Origin of the sequence: Cytobacillus oceanisediminis, assembly GCF_004366035.1 — a bacterium.
Lineage (GTDB): Bacteria > Bacillota > Bacilli > Bacillales > Cytobacillaceae > Cytobacillus > Cytobacillus oceanisediminis_C.
The window spans coordinates 137393-152860 of record NZ_SOEE01000009.1 but is presented as its reverse complement, the minus strand read 5'-3'; the positions used below and the strand labels follow the sequence as shown (position 1 = coordinate 152860).

The window sequence follows — 15468 nt, the reverse complement described above, 5'->3', positions numbered from 1 at the left end:
AAACAAACCATCATCCGTATATAAAATTAAGGGGTGATGGAAATGTCAGGAGTCATTATAATTGGTTTACTTCTTATTATCATGATCGTTATTGGTGGTTCCAGACCATCGAATCGTTCTTATGCCAGCGGTAAAAGTCATTCTTCCTATCACCATACAGGAGACTATAGCAGTTCACATAACTGTGATAGTTTTGGAGGCGGCTTTGGTGGAGATGGCGGAGGATGCGATTAGTCATTTGTTTTTTACCATCTGTATGCAAAATTTAAAGATTGTTTTAAATTCCATAATACAGAACCCGCCAATCAGGGCGGGTTTTATTTATTCACTAACTTTTTTACTGATTCTTAATCTCTTCTTTAAAAACTCTTTAGAATTTCTTCCTATACTGTGTTTATTGAAAGATAAGGAGGAAGTTAAATTGAAAGAAACAATGTCGATAATGTTTTCAATTCCATCATGGTATGTACTTCTGCCAGCCGCTTTACTGGGATTAATGGGGCTCTGGATCTGGACGAGGTGCCGTAAGGAAAAGGTAAGGCCGTTACAAATTGCCGTTCTGATATCCTTGGGAATCTACTTGCTTTGCGTCCTGCACCTGGTGTTTTTCCCAATTGATGTGAATATAGGGATTTATGCAAATCGGACGCCGTGGTATAAGGCAATCAATTTTATTCCCATTTTGACAATTGATCTGAAAACGTTTTTGTTAAATATTATTATGCTGATTCCTTTTGGCATGTATTTACCGTTTATAATAAAGTCGAAAGGCAGTGCTAAGAAAGCTGCAAAGCTTGGATTTCTGCTGAGTGCTTCCTTTGAGCTTCTGCAGCTGATCATACGGGTAACACTGGGAAGCGGAAGAAGCACGGATATCAATGATTTGCTTGCGAATACTCTTGGAGCAGTTATTGGATATCTGATTGTTAAGCGCATGTTTAAGGTATCTCCTTTAAATAGTATTCTCAAACAGTTTCAGCTTTAGCTGATGGGAGGAAACAGGCAATGACAAGAATCCTGATCGTTGATGATGATCGGCAAATTGCTGATTTGATAGAAGTATATCTGAAGAATGATGGCTATATCATTGATAAAGCCGGGGATGGCATAGAAGCACTTAAGAAACTGGAACAGGCTTCTCCTGACCTGATTGTTTTAGATATCATGATGCCGAAGATGGATGGACTTGAATTTTGCAAATATGTCAGAAAAAACAATCAGGTGCCGATCCTGATGGTCAGCGCCAAGGCAGAGGATATGGACAAAATCATGGGTTTAATGACTGGTGCCGATGACTATATGATTAAGCCGTTTAATCCCTTGGAGCTGGCAGCGAGAGTAAAAGCATTGCTCCGCCGGGCAAATTATAAAACAACCGGAAAAGATGATGATGTATTATATATCGGATCTCTCGCCATTGAAAAGCGGAGCCATGGCGTTACCGCTGAGGGAAGCGAAATAAAACTAACAGCGCGTGAATTTGAGATTTTATATTTGCTGGCTAAGAATCGCGGCCGTGTGTATGCATCGGAGGAAATTTTTGAAAAGGTCTGGAATGAACCTGGTGAAGGCTCAAACAAGACTGTCATGGTTCATATCAGCAATCTTCGCGAAAAACTGGAAGCGGCCGTGCCGGGTGAATCGATCATTCAGACCGTTTGGGGAGTGGGGTATAAAATTGAAAAATAATATTATGAATCTGCTGCGATATCTGCCTAAGTGGAAAGTCATGATGTATATCCTGCTGTCACTTTTCCTGGCGGTGGTTATAGGAGCTGTTCTCCTGCCGGCAGTATGGTTTTTAGAGGACAATACCAGATTTTTTGAGAGCCTGTTTTTCATCCTATCCTATTTTCGTGAATTCATCTTCCTTGTTTTCTATCTTTTGGCCACCGGGTTATTTTTGCTGATATTTTATCAGTTTGAGCGGAAACGATATCTTGCCATTAATCTTATTAAAGTGACAGAGGATGTTCAGCAATGGGTGAGGCAGGAGTATGCTTCAGAAGGTTTTTGCGTGCAGCCTGAATTTCAGGCACTCGCAGATGGCATACAAAAGATAATTGAAAAATCGGAGGAAGCAATTAAGGAAGTCAAAAGAACAGAGCAGCTAAAAAATGAGCTTGTAACGAGTGTAGCTCACGACTTAAGGTCCCCGCTTACGTCCATTATAGGATATCTGGATCTTATTAATAATGACCGGTACAGTAATGAGGTCGAGCTTCGCCACTATGTTCAAATCATTCATGATAAGACATCAAGCTTATATGCGTTAATTAATGATATCTTTGAATTCACTTATATGCAGAACCAGCAGATCAAGCTGCATAAGGAAGTTATTAATATCGAGGAAATGCTTAATCAGCTGGCCGTACAGACAAAGGTGCAATTGGAAGCAGCAGGAATGGAGTTCCGATTATTTTCATCTGTTAATGATCCTGTTGTAGAGGGGGATGGGGTAAAGCTGGCCCGTGTATTCGAAAACCTTATCCAAAATGCAATCCGCTATGGAAGTGACGGCAGGTATCTGGATGCTGCGATACATGATAGAAAAGACATGATTGAGATTGAAATTGCTAACTATGGCCAGGCCATACCGCGCATTGATATTCCGCATATCTTTGATCGCTTTTACCGCGTTGAAAAGTCACGATCCCAGTATACAGGTGGTTCGGGTTTGGGACTGGCGATTTCCAAAAGCATCGTCGATCTTCATAGCGGGTACATAGATGTGGAGAGTGCACCAGGGAAAACGGCTTTTACGATAAGATTATTCAAGAAGTATAGAAGTAAGTGAGCAAAAGTGTGTTAATCCTCGATTAACGCATTTTTTAAATGGCTGACTGCGGCCTGATCGGAGAATATGCAGGAAATATTGGCCGGCTGGCCTGGTAAGCCATAGCCGCGAAAGGGAGTTAATAGTGAATAGTATCATGATAAGAAGGCCAAAAGCAGAGGATGTAAGAGTGCTAAATAGTTTCTTTAGAGTGGTAATAACCGATACGTTTCTTAAAGAAGGTATTGGTGATTTGCTGGAAGACATGGAAAAAGAAATTATAGCCAAGAAAAACTATTTGAATATGGATATGAAAAGCGGCGGTAAGGAACGGTATTTTCTAATCGCTTTACTTGGCGATAAAATCGTTGGTTCAATAGAATACGGTCCAGCCAGTGAGCTAATAATCAGAGGTTCGGATCAGGCACTTAATGGCTTTTATGAAGTGGGTACAGTCTTTGTACATCCTGACTATCAGAAAAAAGGCATAGGCAATCAATTGTTAGCATCAATGTATTTGACCTTAAGGAATAAAGGGGTAGAAGAATTCTGTTTAGATTCAGGATATAAACATTCACAAAAAGTCTGGAGAAGAAAATTTGGAGAACCGGATTATTTGTTAAAGGATTATTGGGGAGAAGGGGCTCATCATATGATTTGGCGAATCAAGGTTAATTCTTTTAATAATCTTGCCTAGCTGTTTAGTAGACAACTCCTTTTGCAGGTTAATGGCTAATTGTCACTCTCCTTAAAAAGAAGGCCCTGTTAGCGATATTTCAATTTCAAAAGACCAGCCAGATATTTTCTGGCTGGTCTAGTATTGTAAATGAAAATTTAACGGAATAAAACTTAATTGTTAACTATTTCTCCTGTTACTGGCATCCGAATTTCACTATATGTTTTTTTGGGCACTTTTGCAATTGAACGTATTTTCAGCGTTGGCGGCAGAATGATGAAAAGGGTTGAAAACGGTTTCAATTCCATTGAACTGCTGCAGCTGCGAATATATGATACGGATAGAAGGTTAAAGCAGTAAAGCTTCTCATCAAGATAAAGGGGGTCAGTATCAATGAAAAAAGCTTTTGAAAAGGCACAGCAATTTGGTAAATCGTTTATGCTGCCAATAGCTGTTTTGCCGGCAGCAGGTTTATTATTAGGAATTGGCGGAGCGCTGTCTAACCCGAATACGGTTTCAGCTTATCCATTTTTAGATATCAGCTGGCTGCAAGCCATTTTTACGATCATGAGTGCGGCAGGTTCAATCGTATTTGCCAACTTGCCGATCATATTTGCGGTAGGGGTAGCGATCGGTTTAGCCCGTTCAGATAAAGCAACGGCTGGTTTAGCAGCCATGATCGGTTATTTTGTTATGAACAGTACTATCAGTGCACTGCTTTCGTTAACCGGAGACCTGGCCAAGGATAACCTGGCAGGAGCAGGTCAAGGTCTGGCTGTCGGGATTCAGACTTTGGAAACTGGTGTATTTGGCGGAATTATCATCGGGATTACAGCAGCTGCCCTGCATAATAAATACAATAAAATTCAGCTGCCTCAAGTGTTAGGATTCTTTGGGGGTTCTCGCTTTATTCCTATAGTCGTTTCATTTGCTTCGATTTTTGTAGGAGCGATTCTATTTGTGATATGGCCTTATTTCCAGGCGTTAATCAATGGGCTTGGGTCAGTGGTTACAGGCACCGGGGAAATCGGAACCCTTTTCTATGGATTTATTTTACGTATGCTTGGACCGCTTGGCTTGCACCATATTTTTTACCTTCCTTTCTGGCAAACCGCTCTCGGCGGAACACTGGAGATTGGCGGAAAATTAGTCAGCGGTACACAAAATATCTTTTTTGCACAATTGGGTGACCCATCGACTGAACAATATTACGAAGGGGTATCCAGATTCATGTCAGGCCGTTTTATTACAATGATGTTTGGCCTGCCGGGAGCCGCATTGGCCATCTACCATTGCTCTAAAAAGAAAAACAGAAAAGTGGTAGCAGGTATTTTGCTATCAGCAGCGTTAACATCATTCCTGACTGGTATCACAGAACCTCTTGAATTTAGCTTCCTGTTCGTGGCACCTCTTCTTTATTTAGTGCATGCGATTTTCGATGGTTTAGCTTTTATGATGGCAGACATTTTCAATATTACGGTCGGTCAAACCTTCTCAGGGGGATTTATTGATTTCATTTTATTTGGAATTCTTCAAGGTGCTGATAAAACAAATTGGCCATATGTATTGATGGTAGGTATTCCATGGTTCTTCCTATACTACTTTACGTTTAAATTCCTAATCAGAAAAAAGAACTTCAAAGTTCTTGGACGTGAAGATGAAGAACAGGCAGCAGAGCAAGTTTCAGCTACAGACCGTGCCAAAACAATTGTAGAAGGATTAGGCGGAACAAATAATATTGATATTGTTGATTGCTGTGCGACTCGTCTGCGGGTAACTGTTAAAGATGATTCCCTGGTAAAAGATGATGTCATTAAACAGACTGGATCAAAAGGAATTGTGAAAAAAGGAACGGGTGTTCAAATTATTTATGGACCTCAAGTCACCATTGTTAAAAACGAAGTAGAAGAGTATTTAGGTCAGTAATAAATAATAAGGACGTGTTTTTAAATGCATCAAGTGCTGGAACAGATCAAAAATGGACTAATCGTATCCTGTCAGGCTTTAGATGGAGAACCGCTTCATAGTCCGTTCATTATGGGACGCATGGCATTGGCTGCAAAGGAGGGAGGAGCCGCTGGCATTCGGGCAAACTCCGTCCCTGATATTAGGGAAATTAAAGAACTGGTCGATCTTCCTGTGATCGGTATCATCAAACAGGTATACAAGGACCATCCTGTCTTTATTACACCAACCATGAAAGAAATCGATGCCTTAGCTGAGACGGGTGCCGAAATCATTGCAACAGATGCAACTAATCGGATCCGGCCGGATGGCAGGGATTTAGAATCGTTTTATAAGGAGATAAGGTCAAAGTATCCACAGATTTTGCTGATGGCAGATGTTTCTTCAGTGGAAGAAGCTGTTTTTGCCGATAAGCTGGGATTTGATATAGTGGCACCAACATTATACGGATATACAGAAGAAACTAAAGGACTGAAAATTGATGATCATGACTACGCCGTGATCAAACAAATCGTCAAAGATGTGAAGCATGCAAAGGTAATAGCTGAAGGGAATGTATCAACCCCGGAAATCGCACGCTCTGTGCTGAATATTCAAGTTCACTCAGTTGTGGTAGGCGGTGCGATTACAAGACCGCAGATCATTACGAAAAGATTTGTAGACGCTATGCAAAAATAAAAGATTAGCTGAAAATAGCCCAGGCTGCCGACTGGGTTGTTTTCAGCTTTTTGATTTTGTGCTGCTAGTTAAGGGTATTTCATAGTTTTTAGCAAATAATCTAAAAGTAAGGAAAGTATCTTGTATAATGTATCTATGGATTATCTAATAGAGGAGAAAGAGTATGGAATATCTCGGTGAGAATCTTCTGCATGGCATAGCCTGCACCATGGAAAAGTTCACAAGCTCTGAGTCGGAATTGGCAAAGTATATAATCGAAAATCCTGATGAAATCAGCCAAATGTCGATTAATCAAATCGCTAAAAAAATTCATATTTCCCCAGCTACTATCACCCGTTTTTGTCAGAAAATCTCTTTTTCAGGTTTTAATGAATTTAAGCATGAATTAAAAAGATATATCGATTTAAGAAACAAACCGGCTGTGTCCAGTGATATCAAGGAGATTGATTATTTTTCCAATCTCTATCAAAATCACTTGGAGATTATCGAAACGACTTTTCGGAAAATGACTTATTTAGATATTCAGCAGGCCGTTTCACTTTTAACGGATGCAAAGAAAGTGCATGTATACGGCATCGGCAACTCAGGAATTGCAGCGCAGGAGTTCAAATGGAAGTTTTTCAGAATTGGAATCCAGGTTGAGTCGATTACAGACCCTCATCAAGCCGTGATGGATGCTGCGTTAAGCTCAGACGGAAATCTTGTCATTGGCATTTCGGTTTCAGGGAAAACAAAAGAAGTCATTGATGCGGTTAAAATTGCCAAGCGGCAAGGTGCGTCAGTGCTTGCCATCACAAGTGATAAAACATCTGAACTTTCCCAGTTAGCAGATTTATCCCTTCTGGTTATGAGTAAAAGCAGTATGCATATGGGCCAGAACATTTCTCCAACGCTCCCTCTTTTTCTGCTCTTTGATTTATTGTACACAGAACTTGTTGCAAAGGATTATATGAACCGTGTTAAGATTCGGGATAAGACGCTGAGGGCCTTAAAGAATATTTAATAAAGGGAGTGCGGCCTCTGCTCAATCTCGCCATACATGATGAAATCAAAAAAAGAGCCCTAGCGTGATGGCTCTTTTGCAGTTTCTGCATTGCTGGAAGAATTCAATGCGATTATTCCTCCGATAATCAGTATGATTCCCAGTATCTTGAGGCTGCTGAATGCTTCCCCCCATAGGATGGCGCCGATTAACGCAGTTAACGCTGTTCCTGCTCCTGACCAAATGGCATAAGCCAGACTTAATGGAACGGTATTAAGACATAAAGATAAGCAATAAAATGAAAGTGCATAGCCAAACATGACTCCTGCAGATGGAAGCAGCACGGTAAATCCATCTGACAACTTGAGCATGGTGGTGGCAAAAATCTCCCCGGCGATTGAGATTGTTAAATAAATGTAACCCCTCATATTAATAGCCTCCACCGCTGTTCAATAAGATTACTCCTCCAACTATTAAGGCCAATCCAAGGATTTTCTTGCCATTTACATTCTCTTTATAGACGGTAATCCCGATCAAGGCTGTCAGCACGGTCCCGAGGCCAGCCCAGATGGCATAGGCCACTCCGAGCGGCAGCGTTTTTAACGATAAAGATAGCGCGTAAAAAGCGATGCTGTATCCAATGATTACCCCAAGAGATGGCAGAAGCTTTTTAAATCCGTTTGCTGCTTTGAGCATGGAACTGCCAAACACCTCACTTACAATGGCTAATGCTAAAAGTAAATAAGCATTCATAAAGCCTCCCCGTTTCTTCTCCGAATGGATTCAATTCATTTTGCCCTTTCGAAGGTTCCTTTTGCCAAGTAGATGAATAAAAGAAAAAGTGAAACCAATTTATTTCCAAATCGTATTCATGGATATACCCCGCCTATGATGGAGGCTTGTTAATGAATTTTATAACACGAAAAACAAAGTCACTTTGGATAGATCAAATAGCCAGCAAGAGCAGTGAGATAACGGATCCTTCAGATTTCACCTGTATGGATCCATACGTTGAGGGGAAAAGGATTGTGCTGCTGGGAGAGAGCAGCCATGGAGTTGGGGATTTTTACACGAGCAAAATAAATATGATTAAGTATTTGCATAAAGCACATGGATATAATGTGATTGTAGTGGAGAGCGGTCTGCTTGAAGCGGTATTTTGCAGGAAGCTGCTGAAAGATCTGCCTGCCAGGGAACAAATCCAGCATGGACTGCTGGATATTTATCATAATGAAGAAATGCTGCCTTTATTTCTGGAATCCTGGGCGAAAGGTCTGCATCTCGCCGGTATGGATATTCAGCCTGCATACCAGCTGATATCGCAAAACATGCTGGAATGGCTTAAGATTCATACAGATGCAGAACTATATGCTTCCATTCATCAGGCAGAAACAGTATTTTTCAACATTGATGAGGAGATAAGGGGACGAACGAAAATACGTAAGCAGATTAGAGAACAGATAGAAGTGTGTATGAATTTATATCAGTCAAGTCTAGAGCTGTTTGAGAGCAGATGGAAAGAAGATAATCCGGAAAAAGAAAAGATCTTTCACATTATTGGGAAGGGACTCGAAAATCGGCTGAAGTGGCTGGAAATCAATACAAAAAGCTGGATTGCTTCTGGCGTCACACGGGGAAGGCATATGTCAGGAAATCTGCAGTGGTTAATGGAAGAGTGTTACAAGGGTGAAAAGGTCATTGTATGGGCTCATAATTTTCATATTAGAAAAAGCAAAACAGTGACTTCTAAGCTGTTTGGTATCACGAACGTCGGGCAGCAGCTATCGAAATGCTATGGGGATCAAGTTTACTCCATAGGTTTTTATGCCGGGGAAGGTGAGCTTGCCTCCCTGCTTAGAGTGAACTTTCCTATTAATGTGTCAAATAAGCAGTTAGAAAGTTTGCTTATGGAGGCCTGTGGGCATGACAGTTTTATTCCTTTATGTGAAAAGGGGCTTCCACAGCGGAACTGGCTGAATCGGAGGTGGCAGCTTCTCGAAGCTGGCATGATGGGGCTGTTGCCCATTTCCATCCATCCGCAAAAGCACTATGACGGCATTATGTTTTGCAGGAAGGTTAAGCCGCCTATTTATTTTAAGCGTGATCAGAGTAATGTATGAAGTTTTTAATCTATATGCAAGTTGTCGTGGCCATAATGGTACTGGTTAACCTGGCAAGTGAAGTTATGTAAAAGGTAATTTATTCAGCTTTTGCAAGCTCGCTTACAGTGTTTTTTTTTCAGGGTCATTGCTTTTTAATTAATTTATCTATCCAAATAAATGAGTCTTGGATCAATCTGCTTTCTTTGATGAATAGCCTGCCTAAGGCAAGGCATTCTAATAAAGAGTGCCGGAATAAGGAGATTGATGAACATGTACTTTTATAAAGAAAATTTAATTAATATGATTGTGCCGGATAAGCCGGATCCGCATGCGGCGAAAGTGCTGCAGGAAGCGTTGGGCGGTCAGTTTGGCGAAATGAGGACGCTGATGCAGTTTTCATTCCAGAGCGCCAATTTCAGAGGGAAAGCGAAGCAATATCGTGATCTGATCAGAGGTGTGTTTTTGGAAGAGCTAAGCCATGTCGAACTCGTTCAAACTACGATTAATCAGCTTCTAAATGATGCTGGGGGAAGTATGCCAGGCAACCAGGCTGAAGATGGGGCTCCATTGGATGATGTGATTCAAGGAGGCGCTAACCCTCATCATTTTATTATGGGGGCAAAGGCTTCTCTTCCTGTTGATGCTGGCGGCAACCCGTGGAATGGCTCTTGGGTATATGACCACGGCAACCTGGTGGCAAACCTTCTGAATAATGTGGTTCTTGAATCGACAGGTGTTCTACAGAAATCAAGGATTTACGAGATGAGCAGCAATAAGACGCTAAGAGAGACGATTGCCTTCCTGATTGTCCGGGATAATGCCCATCAAAATGCATTCGCAAAAGCACTTGAAACGTTAGGAGTGAATTGGGGCAAAATATTCCCGATTCCAAATTACGATTTAAATAAATACCCTGAATGCCGAAAATATGTGGAAATGGGCTTCCACAATGCCCAGTTTAATTTCAGGCTTGATGATACCCGGATCGGTGAGGTTTTCCAGGGGACCACTCCAAGCAGAAATGGCGGAGATCTTGCCGTGGTAGAACCGCCTAAAGGCTATCCTGTTCCTGAAATGCCTGATATGCCGAATGAGCATGCGCCGGGGCTTTTTGATTTGAATAATTAGTTTTTTCTTCTGGCGTCCTGAATATAGGACGCCATTTTATTATATATTTTTAAGGTTTCCTCCAGCATTTTTGGGGAATCTATAGTTATCGAATCAATGAAGAGCATTTTGTTGCAGAAAAGGAGTGTCGCGGATGGAGTCCATTTGGCTCGAGTATGCATGGGCATTATTGATATTAATAGGACTGGAAGGTTTGCTGTCGGCTGACAATGCTCTTGTCTTAGCTGTCATAGCGAAGCATTTACCCGAAGATCAGAAGAAAAGGGCGATTAATTATGGAATCATTATGGCTTTTGTTTTCCGGTTTGGTGCGCTTTTTGCCATTTCCTTTATTGCAAACGTCTGGCAGATCCAGGCGATTGGGGCGGCCTATCTATTGTACCTTGGTTTAAAACATGTGATTAAGGCCAGGTTCGGAAAAGAAAATGAAAATATTCGTGAGGATGTAAAGGAAGAAGCGGCCGGGAAAGGATTTTGGCCAACAGTAGGGAAGATTGCATTAGCCGATCTTGCCTTTGCCATCGATTCAATTCTTGCTGCTGTTGCGCTGGCACTAGGTCTGCCGGATTCACCGCTTAACGATTTCGGCGGCATGGATGGCGGACAGTTTATTGTAGTGGTGCTGGGCGGGATTGCCGGATTGATCCTGATTAAGTTCGCGGCTACCTGGTTTGTTAAGCTCCTTGGTAAACGCCCTGCATTGGAAACAACCGCTTATGCGATTGTCGCCTGGGTTGGTGTCAAGCTTGCTGTTATTACACTTGCCCATGAGGATATCGGTGTCCTTGATCATCATTTTCCTCACAGTACAGGCTGGACACTGGTCTTTTATGGCGTATTGGTGGCCATTGCCCTGTTTGGCTGGTTTGCACCGGGTAAGAAGGAAACTGAGGGTGAAGTTTTATAAAGAGAAATGCGTTGATCTTTGGATTAACGCATTTTTTTATGGACATAAAAATGCAGCTATTGCGGCTGTCTTTTTTTATTATGGAAAAACAAAAAAATTGAGAACGGATTAAGTATAAAAAATTACAGGTGATATTAAAAGAGTGCTAGTGATAACGCTTTCATGAACTGGTGATAAAGTTATAATTTTTCCTGTAGGCAGGTAATTTTTATCCATTATAAAGGGGGAAAAAGAATGAAAAGAAAGTGGAAAGTCATTTCTCTTATGCTGACGGTTATGATGTTTGCGTTTATTGCAGCAGGATGCAGCCAGGGCACTGGCGGCGGCAGCAGTGAAGTAAGTGTCGGAATCGTTTTGCCAACGAAAGATGAGCCCAGATGGGTTCAGGATGAGCAAAGATTTAAAGATGCGTTAAAAGGAACGGAATATACAACTGAGATTTTGTTTAGCCAGGGATCTTCGGCTAAGGAAAAAGAAAATGTAGAGACATTGCTGAACAAAGGTATTGATGTGCTGATTATCTGTCCGCAAGATGGCGATGCAGCTGCTGCAGCGGTTGAAGCTGCAAAGAAGGATGGCGTAAAAGTCATTTCTTATGACCGTTTAATTACCAATACAGATGCAATTGATTATTATGTAACTTTTGACAGCCTTGCTGTAGGAGCTGCACAGGCACAATACCTGGCAGACAGCGTAAAGGGCAAGAACGTGCCTCTGTATCTATATGCAGGCGCTGCTTCTGATAATAATGCTTTCTTATTCTTCCAGGGAGCATGGAGTGTACTTCAGCCTAAGATTGCAGATGGCACATTCAAGATTGCTAACTCAAGCGAAGCCGAAGCTTTGAAAGAGACAGCTGATCTGTCCCGTGACCAGCTAAGCAAAATCATTGGCCAGGTGACAACGAACTGGGATCCAAACGAAGCGAAGAACAAGGCACAAACACATTTAACAGCTGCTTCTGACGATATGAAGGGCAATGTGGCAATTCTTGCTCCGAACGACGGAACTGCCCGTTCCATTGCAGATGTTTTTGGAACTGACAGTGCAGTATCCAGCTATCTTGTAACAGGTCAGGATGCTGAGAAAGCTTCCATTCAATACGTTATTGATGAAAAGCAATCCATGACAGTATTCAAGGATGTTCGTACTCTCGTAAAAGATGCAATGGGCATGGCGATCGATATCCTTGAAGACAAAGACCCTGAGACAACTGGTTCTTACGACAACGGCAAGGTTGAAGTAAAAGCAAAGCAAACAGATGTAATCGTTGTTGACAAAGATAACGTGAAAAAAGAACTGATTGATTCTGAATACTATAAAGCAGATGAATTTACAGGACTTTAATCAATAAAGGGCGAGAAATAGTGATAGATGCGTCTATCACTATTTCTCCTTCTGAATAGCTGTTTGGCTAGGGGGGAGCATAATGAGCGAAAATATTTTAGAAATGCACGGGATTTCCAAGGAATTCACAGGTGTCAAAGCGCTCAGCAATGTCAATTTCAAGGTGAAGAAAGGTGAGATCCACTGCTTGATCGGTGAAAACGGAGCGGGTAAATCCACTCTGATGAAGGCGCTCAGCGGCGTATATCCTTATGGCACATATGAGGGTGATATTGTATTTGAGGGCAGTGTACAGCAATTCAATAAGATCAGTGACAGTGTAAAAGCAGGAATCGTCATTATCTATCAGGAACTTGCCTTGTTTCCGGATCTCACAGTCTATGAAAATATCTTTGCGGGCAATGAAATTAAGCAGGGCGGAATCGTCGATTGGAACCGGACCATTGCTGAAGCTAAAAAAATGCTGGATAAGGTTAAGCTCGATGTGAACCCTGAAACACTCGTAAAAGACCTGAGCGTTGGAAAACAGCAATTAGTCGAAATTGCCAAAGCTTTAAGCAAGGATGTGAAACTGCTTATCCTGGATGAGCCGACTGCAGCACTTAATGAGGATGACAGCGAAAATCTGCTGGATCTGTTAGGCGAGCTGAAAGAGCAGGGAATTACCTGCATCATGATCTCCCATAAGCTGAAAGAAGTCATCTCGATTGCAGATAAAGCGACTGTGCTTCGTGATGGCCAAACCATTTGTACCCTGGACGCTGCAAAAGGGGAAATCTCTGAAAATGTCATTATAAAAAACATGGTCGGCAGGGAGATAGAAGATATTTATCCAAAGAGGCCGAACAAAACATTTGGCGATCCTGTTCTTGAGCTTCGCAGCTGGTCTGCGTATGCTGTGCACTTGGGCAGGCAGGTTGTAAAAGATGTTAATTTTCATGTCAAAAAAGGAGAGATTGTCGGGGTTGCGGGCTTGATGGGGTCAGGCAGGACTGAACTTGCTCTGAGTATTTTCGGAAATCCAAAATTCTATAAACTACAAGGCGAACTATTGGTGGATGGCGTTCCAAAAACGCTGAAGCATCCGAGTGACGCCATCAGGTCAGGGATTGCGTACGTAACGGAAGACCGAAAAGGGGACGGCCTGTTTTTAATACAGGATATTAAAAACAACATTTCTGCGGCAAACCTCAAACGGGTTGCTGTAAATGGAGTGATTAATGATAACGAAGAAGTAAAGGAAACAACGGAATATAAAAAGTCCATGTATATCAAAGCATCTTCCCTTGAACAGGCTGTCGGCAATTTGAGCGGGGGGAATCAGCAGAAAGTGTCCCTGGGCAAATGGCTATTCGTCGGGCCAAAATTACTGATCCTGGACGAGCCGACTCGGGGCATTGATGTTGGGGCTAAGTTCGAGATTTATACGATTATGAATCAATTGATTGAGGAAGGCATGAGCATTATTATGATTTCTTCAGAACTGGGTGAAGTTCTTGGGATGAGTGATCGTGTCTATGTCATGGCGGAAGGCGAAATTAAAGGCGAGCTGTCGATTGAAGAAGCAAACCAGGAAAGCATCATGCAGCTCGCCACGCAATAGGAGGTTAAACTAATGGAATTTATTAACGAAGCGAAGACGCTGTTTAAAGATAATATCCGTGACTATGGCATGTACATTGCCTTATTCGTTATTATGCTCACCTTCACTATTATGACTGACGGGCTGTTTATGTCTTCGCGAAATATAAGCAATCTGCTGGATTCAACGGGATATATCGCTGTCCTGGCAGTGGGGATGACGCTGGTTATCGTGATCCGGCACATTGACCTCTCAGTCGGGTTCGTCGCTGGATTTTTGGGGGCCATTGCTGCAATTCTCCTGACGGGAATGGGAGTACCTTTTTATATCACCATTCCGATTATCCTGGTGCTGGGTATTTTTGTCGGACTATTCAATGGCCTTCTAGTTGCAAAGTTCGGTATCCCATCCTTCGTAGCTACTCTTGCAGGAATGCTGATCTTTAGAGGTGCACTTCTTCAGGTAACAGAGAAAACCGGGACTATTATCGTCAAGGATGATGGATTTAACGCCATCGGAAACGGATTCATTCCTTCGATTGTGCAAGTGAATGGGCTGCATCTCCTTACACTAATTCTGGGTGTACTGGCCATATTGCTGTATATATACAGTGAAATTTCCACGCGGAAAAACAAGATCAACTATCAATTCGAGGTCGTGTCAAAAGGGATTTTTATTGTCAAATTAGTTTTTGTTTCGGCTATCATTTCTTATATTACCTGGATCCTGGCAGGCTACAACGGATTTTCCTGGACGGTTGTCATTATGCTTTTAGTGGTTGTCATCTATCACTTCCTGACAACGAAAACCGTGCTTGGCAGACATATATATGCTGTCGGAAGCAATCCGGAAGCGGCACATCTGAGTGGAATCAATGTAAATAAAATTACGTATATAGTATTTGGTTCAATGGGGATGCTGGCAGCCCTTTCCGGCATATTATTCACCTCGCGCCTTCAGTCAGCGACAACTACAGCTGGGACATTATTTGAACTCGATGCCATTGCAGCTGCTTACGTCGGCGGAGTTTCTTCTGCAGGGGGCGTGGGCAAAATCACCGGTGCCATTATCGGTGCTGTAGTCATGGCCTCTTTATCAAGCGGGATGAATCTGCTCGGGGTAGGGGTTTCCCTCCAGTACATGATCCGCGGAGGCGTATTGGCAGGTGCTGTGATCTTTGATGTCATGACCCGGAAGAAGAGAGGGTAGATTACCAGTTTCCTGTATTAGCCGTTTTGAAAATGGGGCATCCGGCAAGAGGGTGCCCTTATGATGCAGTTGGGCAGCATCCCTAAAGCACCGATTATCCTCATGTTAACAACAGA

General features: G+C 42.2%; 17 protein-coding genes. 15 read left to right on the top strand and 2 right to left on the bottom strand.

Translation table 11 applies throughout. The features are described 5' to 3' along the window. The first annotated feature begins 42 nt into the window (after positions 1 to 42). The 9 genes from DFO72_RS21870 to DFO72_RS21830 all read left to right on the top strand — a co-directional run bounded on the left by DFO72_RS21870 (position 43) and on the right by DFO72_RS21830 (position 7098). Positions 43 to 234 (top strand): hypothetical protein, encoded by a 192-nt coding sequence (locus tag DFO72_RS21870; RefSeq protein WP_113884227.1) that lies wholly within the window; start codon positions 43 to 45, stop codon positions 232 to 234. A 187-nt stretch (positions 235 to 421) separates the two neighbouring features. Beyond that, on the top strand, positions 422 to 985 hold the full coding sequence (locus DFO72_RS21865; RefSeq protein WP_113884314.1) for a VanZ family protein: 564 nt from the start codon (positions 422 to 424) through the stop codon (positions 983 to 985). 20 nt (positions 986 to 1005) lie between these two features. After that, positions 1006 to 1689: a response regulator transcription factor gene (locus DFO72_RS21860; protein WP_113884226.1), complete on the top strand. Its 684-nt coding sequence runs from the start codon at positions 1006 to 1008 to the stop codon at positions 1687 to 1689. Further along, positions 1679 to 2797, top strand: coding sequence for a sensor histidine kinase (locus DFO72_RS21855; RefSeq protein WP_113884225.1), 1119 nt, complete (start codon positions 1679 to 1681; stop codon positions 2795 to 2797). Before DFO72_RS21860 ends, DFO72_RS21855 begins: the two co-directional genes overlap by 11 nt. 124 nt (positions 2798 to 2921) lie before the next feature. Next, on the top strand, positions 2922 to 3473 hold the full coding sequence (locus DFO72_RS21850) for a GNAT family N-acetyltransferase (RefSeq protein WP_113884224.1): 552 nt from the start codon (positions 2922 to 2924) through the stop codon (positions 3471 to 3473). A 156-nt stretch (positions 3474 to 3629) separates the two neighbouring features. Then, complete coding sequence (locus tag DFO72_RS21845; RefSeq protein ID WP_113884223.1) at positions 3630 to 3812, top strand: hypothetical protein; 183 nt, start codon at positions 3630 to 3632, stop codon at positions 3810 to 3812. Between the two features lie 33 nt (positions 3813 to 3845). After that, entirely contained in the window at positions 3846 to 5378 is a 1533-nt protein-coding gene (locus tag DFO72_RS21840) for a maltose/glucose-specific PTS transporter subunit IIC (protein WP_113884222.1), read from the top strand. 24 nt (positions 5379 to 5402) lie between these two features. Beyond that, entirely contained in the window at positions 5403 to 6095 is a 693-nt protein-coding gene (locus DFO72_RS21835) for an N-acetylmannosamine-6-phosphate 2-epimerase (protein ID WP_113884221.1), read from the top strand. Between the two features lie 163 nt (positions 6096 to 6258). Next, positions 6259 to 7098: a MurR/RpiR family transcriptional regulator gene (locus DFO72_RS21830; RefSeq protein ID WP_113884220.1), complete on the top strand. Its 840-nt coding sequence runs from the start codon at positions 6259 to 6261 to the stop codon at positions 7096 to 7098. A gap of 59 nt (positions 7099 to 7157) precedes the next feature. On the opposite strand, the gene DFO72_RS21825 is transcribed toward DFO72_RS21830, so the two are convergent. Then, entirely contained in the window at positions 7158 to 7505 is a 348-nt protein-coding gene (locus tag DFO72_RS21825; RefSeq protein WP_113884219.1) for a DMT family transporter, read from the bottom strand. 1 nt (position 7506) lies between these two features. Beyond that, positions 7507 to 7830, bottom strand: coding sequence for a DMT family transporter (locus tag DFO72_RS21820; protein WP_113884218.1), 324 nt, complete (start codon positions 7828 to 7830; stop codon positions 7507 to 7509). 152 nt (positions 7831 to 7982) lie between these two features. On the opposite strand from DFO72_RS21820, the gene DFO72_RS21815 reads away from it, so the two are divergent. From DFO72_RS21815 to DFO72_RS21790, 6 genes are all read left to right on the top strand, one after another. After that, positions 7983 to 9197: an erythromycin esterase family protein gene (locus tag DFO72_RS21815; protein ID WP_113884217.1), complete on the top strand. Its 1215-nt coding sequence runs from the start codon at positions 7983 to 7985 to the stop codon at positions 9195 to 9197. 252 nt (positions 9198 to 9449) lie between these two features. Continuing rightward, entirely contained in the window at positions 9450 to 10307 is an 858-nt protein-coding gene (locus tag DFO72_RS21810; RefSeq protein ID WP_113884216.1) for a manganese catalase family protein, read from the top strand. A 133-nt stretch (positions 10308 to 10440) separates the two neighbouring features. Beyond that, a complete protein-coding gene (locus DFO72_RS21805) occupies positions 10441 to 11214 on the top strand; it encodes a TerC family protein (protein ID WP_113884215.1) in 774 nt (257 codons plus the stop codon). 234 nt (positions 11215 to 11448) lie between these two features. Continuing rightward, complete coding sequence (locus DFO72_RS21800; protein WP_113884214.1) at positions 11449 to 12561, top strand: sugar ABC transporter substrate-binding protein; 1113 nt, start codon at positions 11449 to 11451, stop codon at positions 12559 to 12561. 82 nt (positions 12562 to 12643) lie between these two features. Further along, on the top strand, positions 12644 to 14164 hold the full coding sequence (locus DFO72_RS21795; protein ID WP_113884213.1) for a sugar ABC transporter ATP-binding protein: 1521 nt from the start codon (positions 12644 to 12646) through the stop codon (positions 14162 to 14164). 12 nt (positions 14165 to 14176) lie between these two features. Then, complete coding sequence (locus DFO72_RS21790; protein WP_113884212.1) at positions 14177 to 15352, top strand: sugar ABC transporter permease; 1176 nt, start codon at positions 14177 to 14179, stop codon at positions 15350 to 15352. The last annotated feature ends 116 nt before the right edge of the window (positions 15353 to 15468 follow it).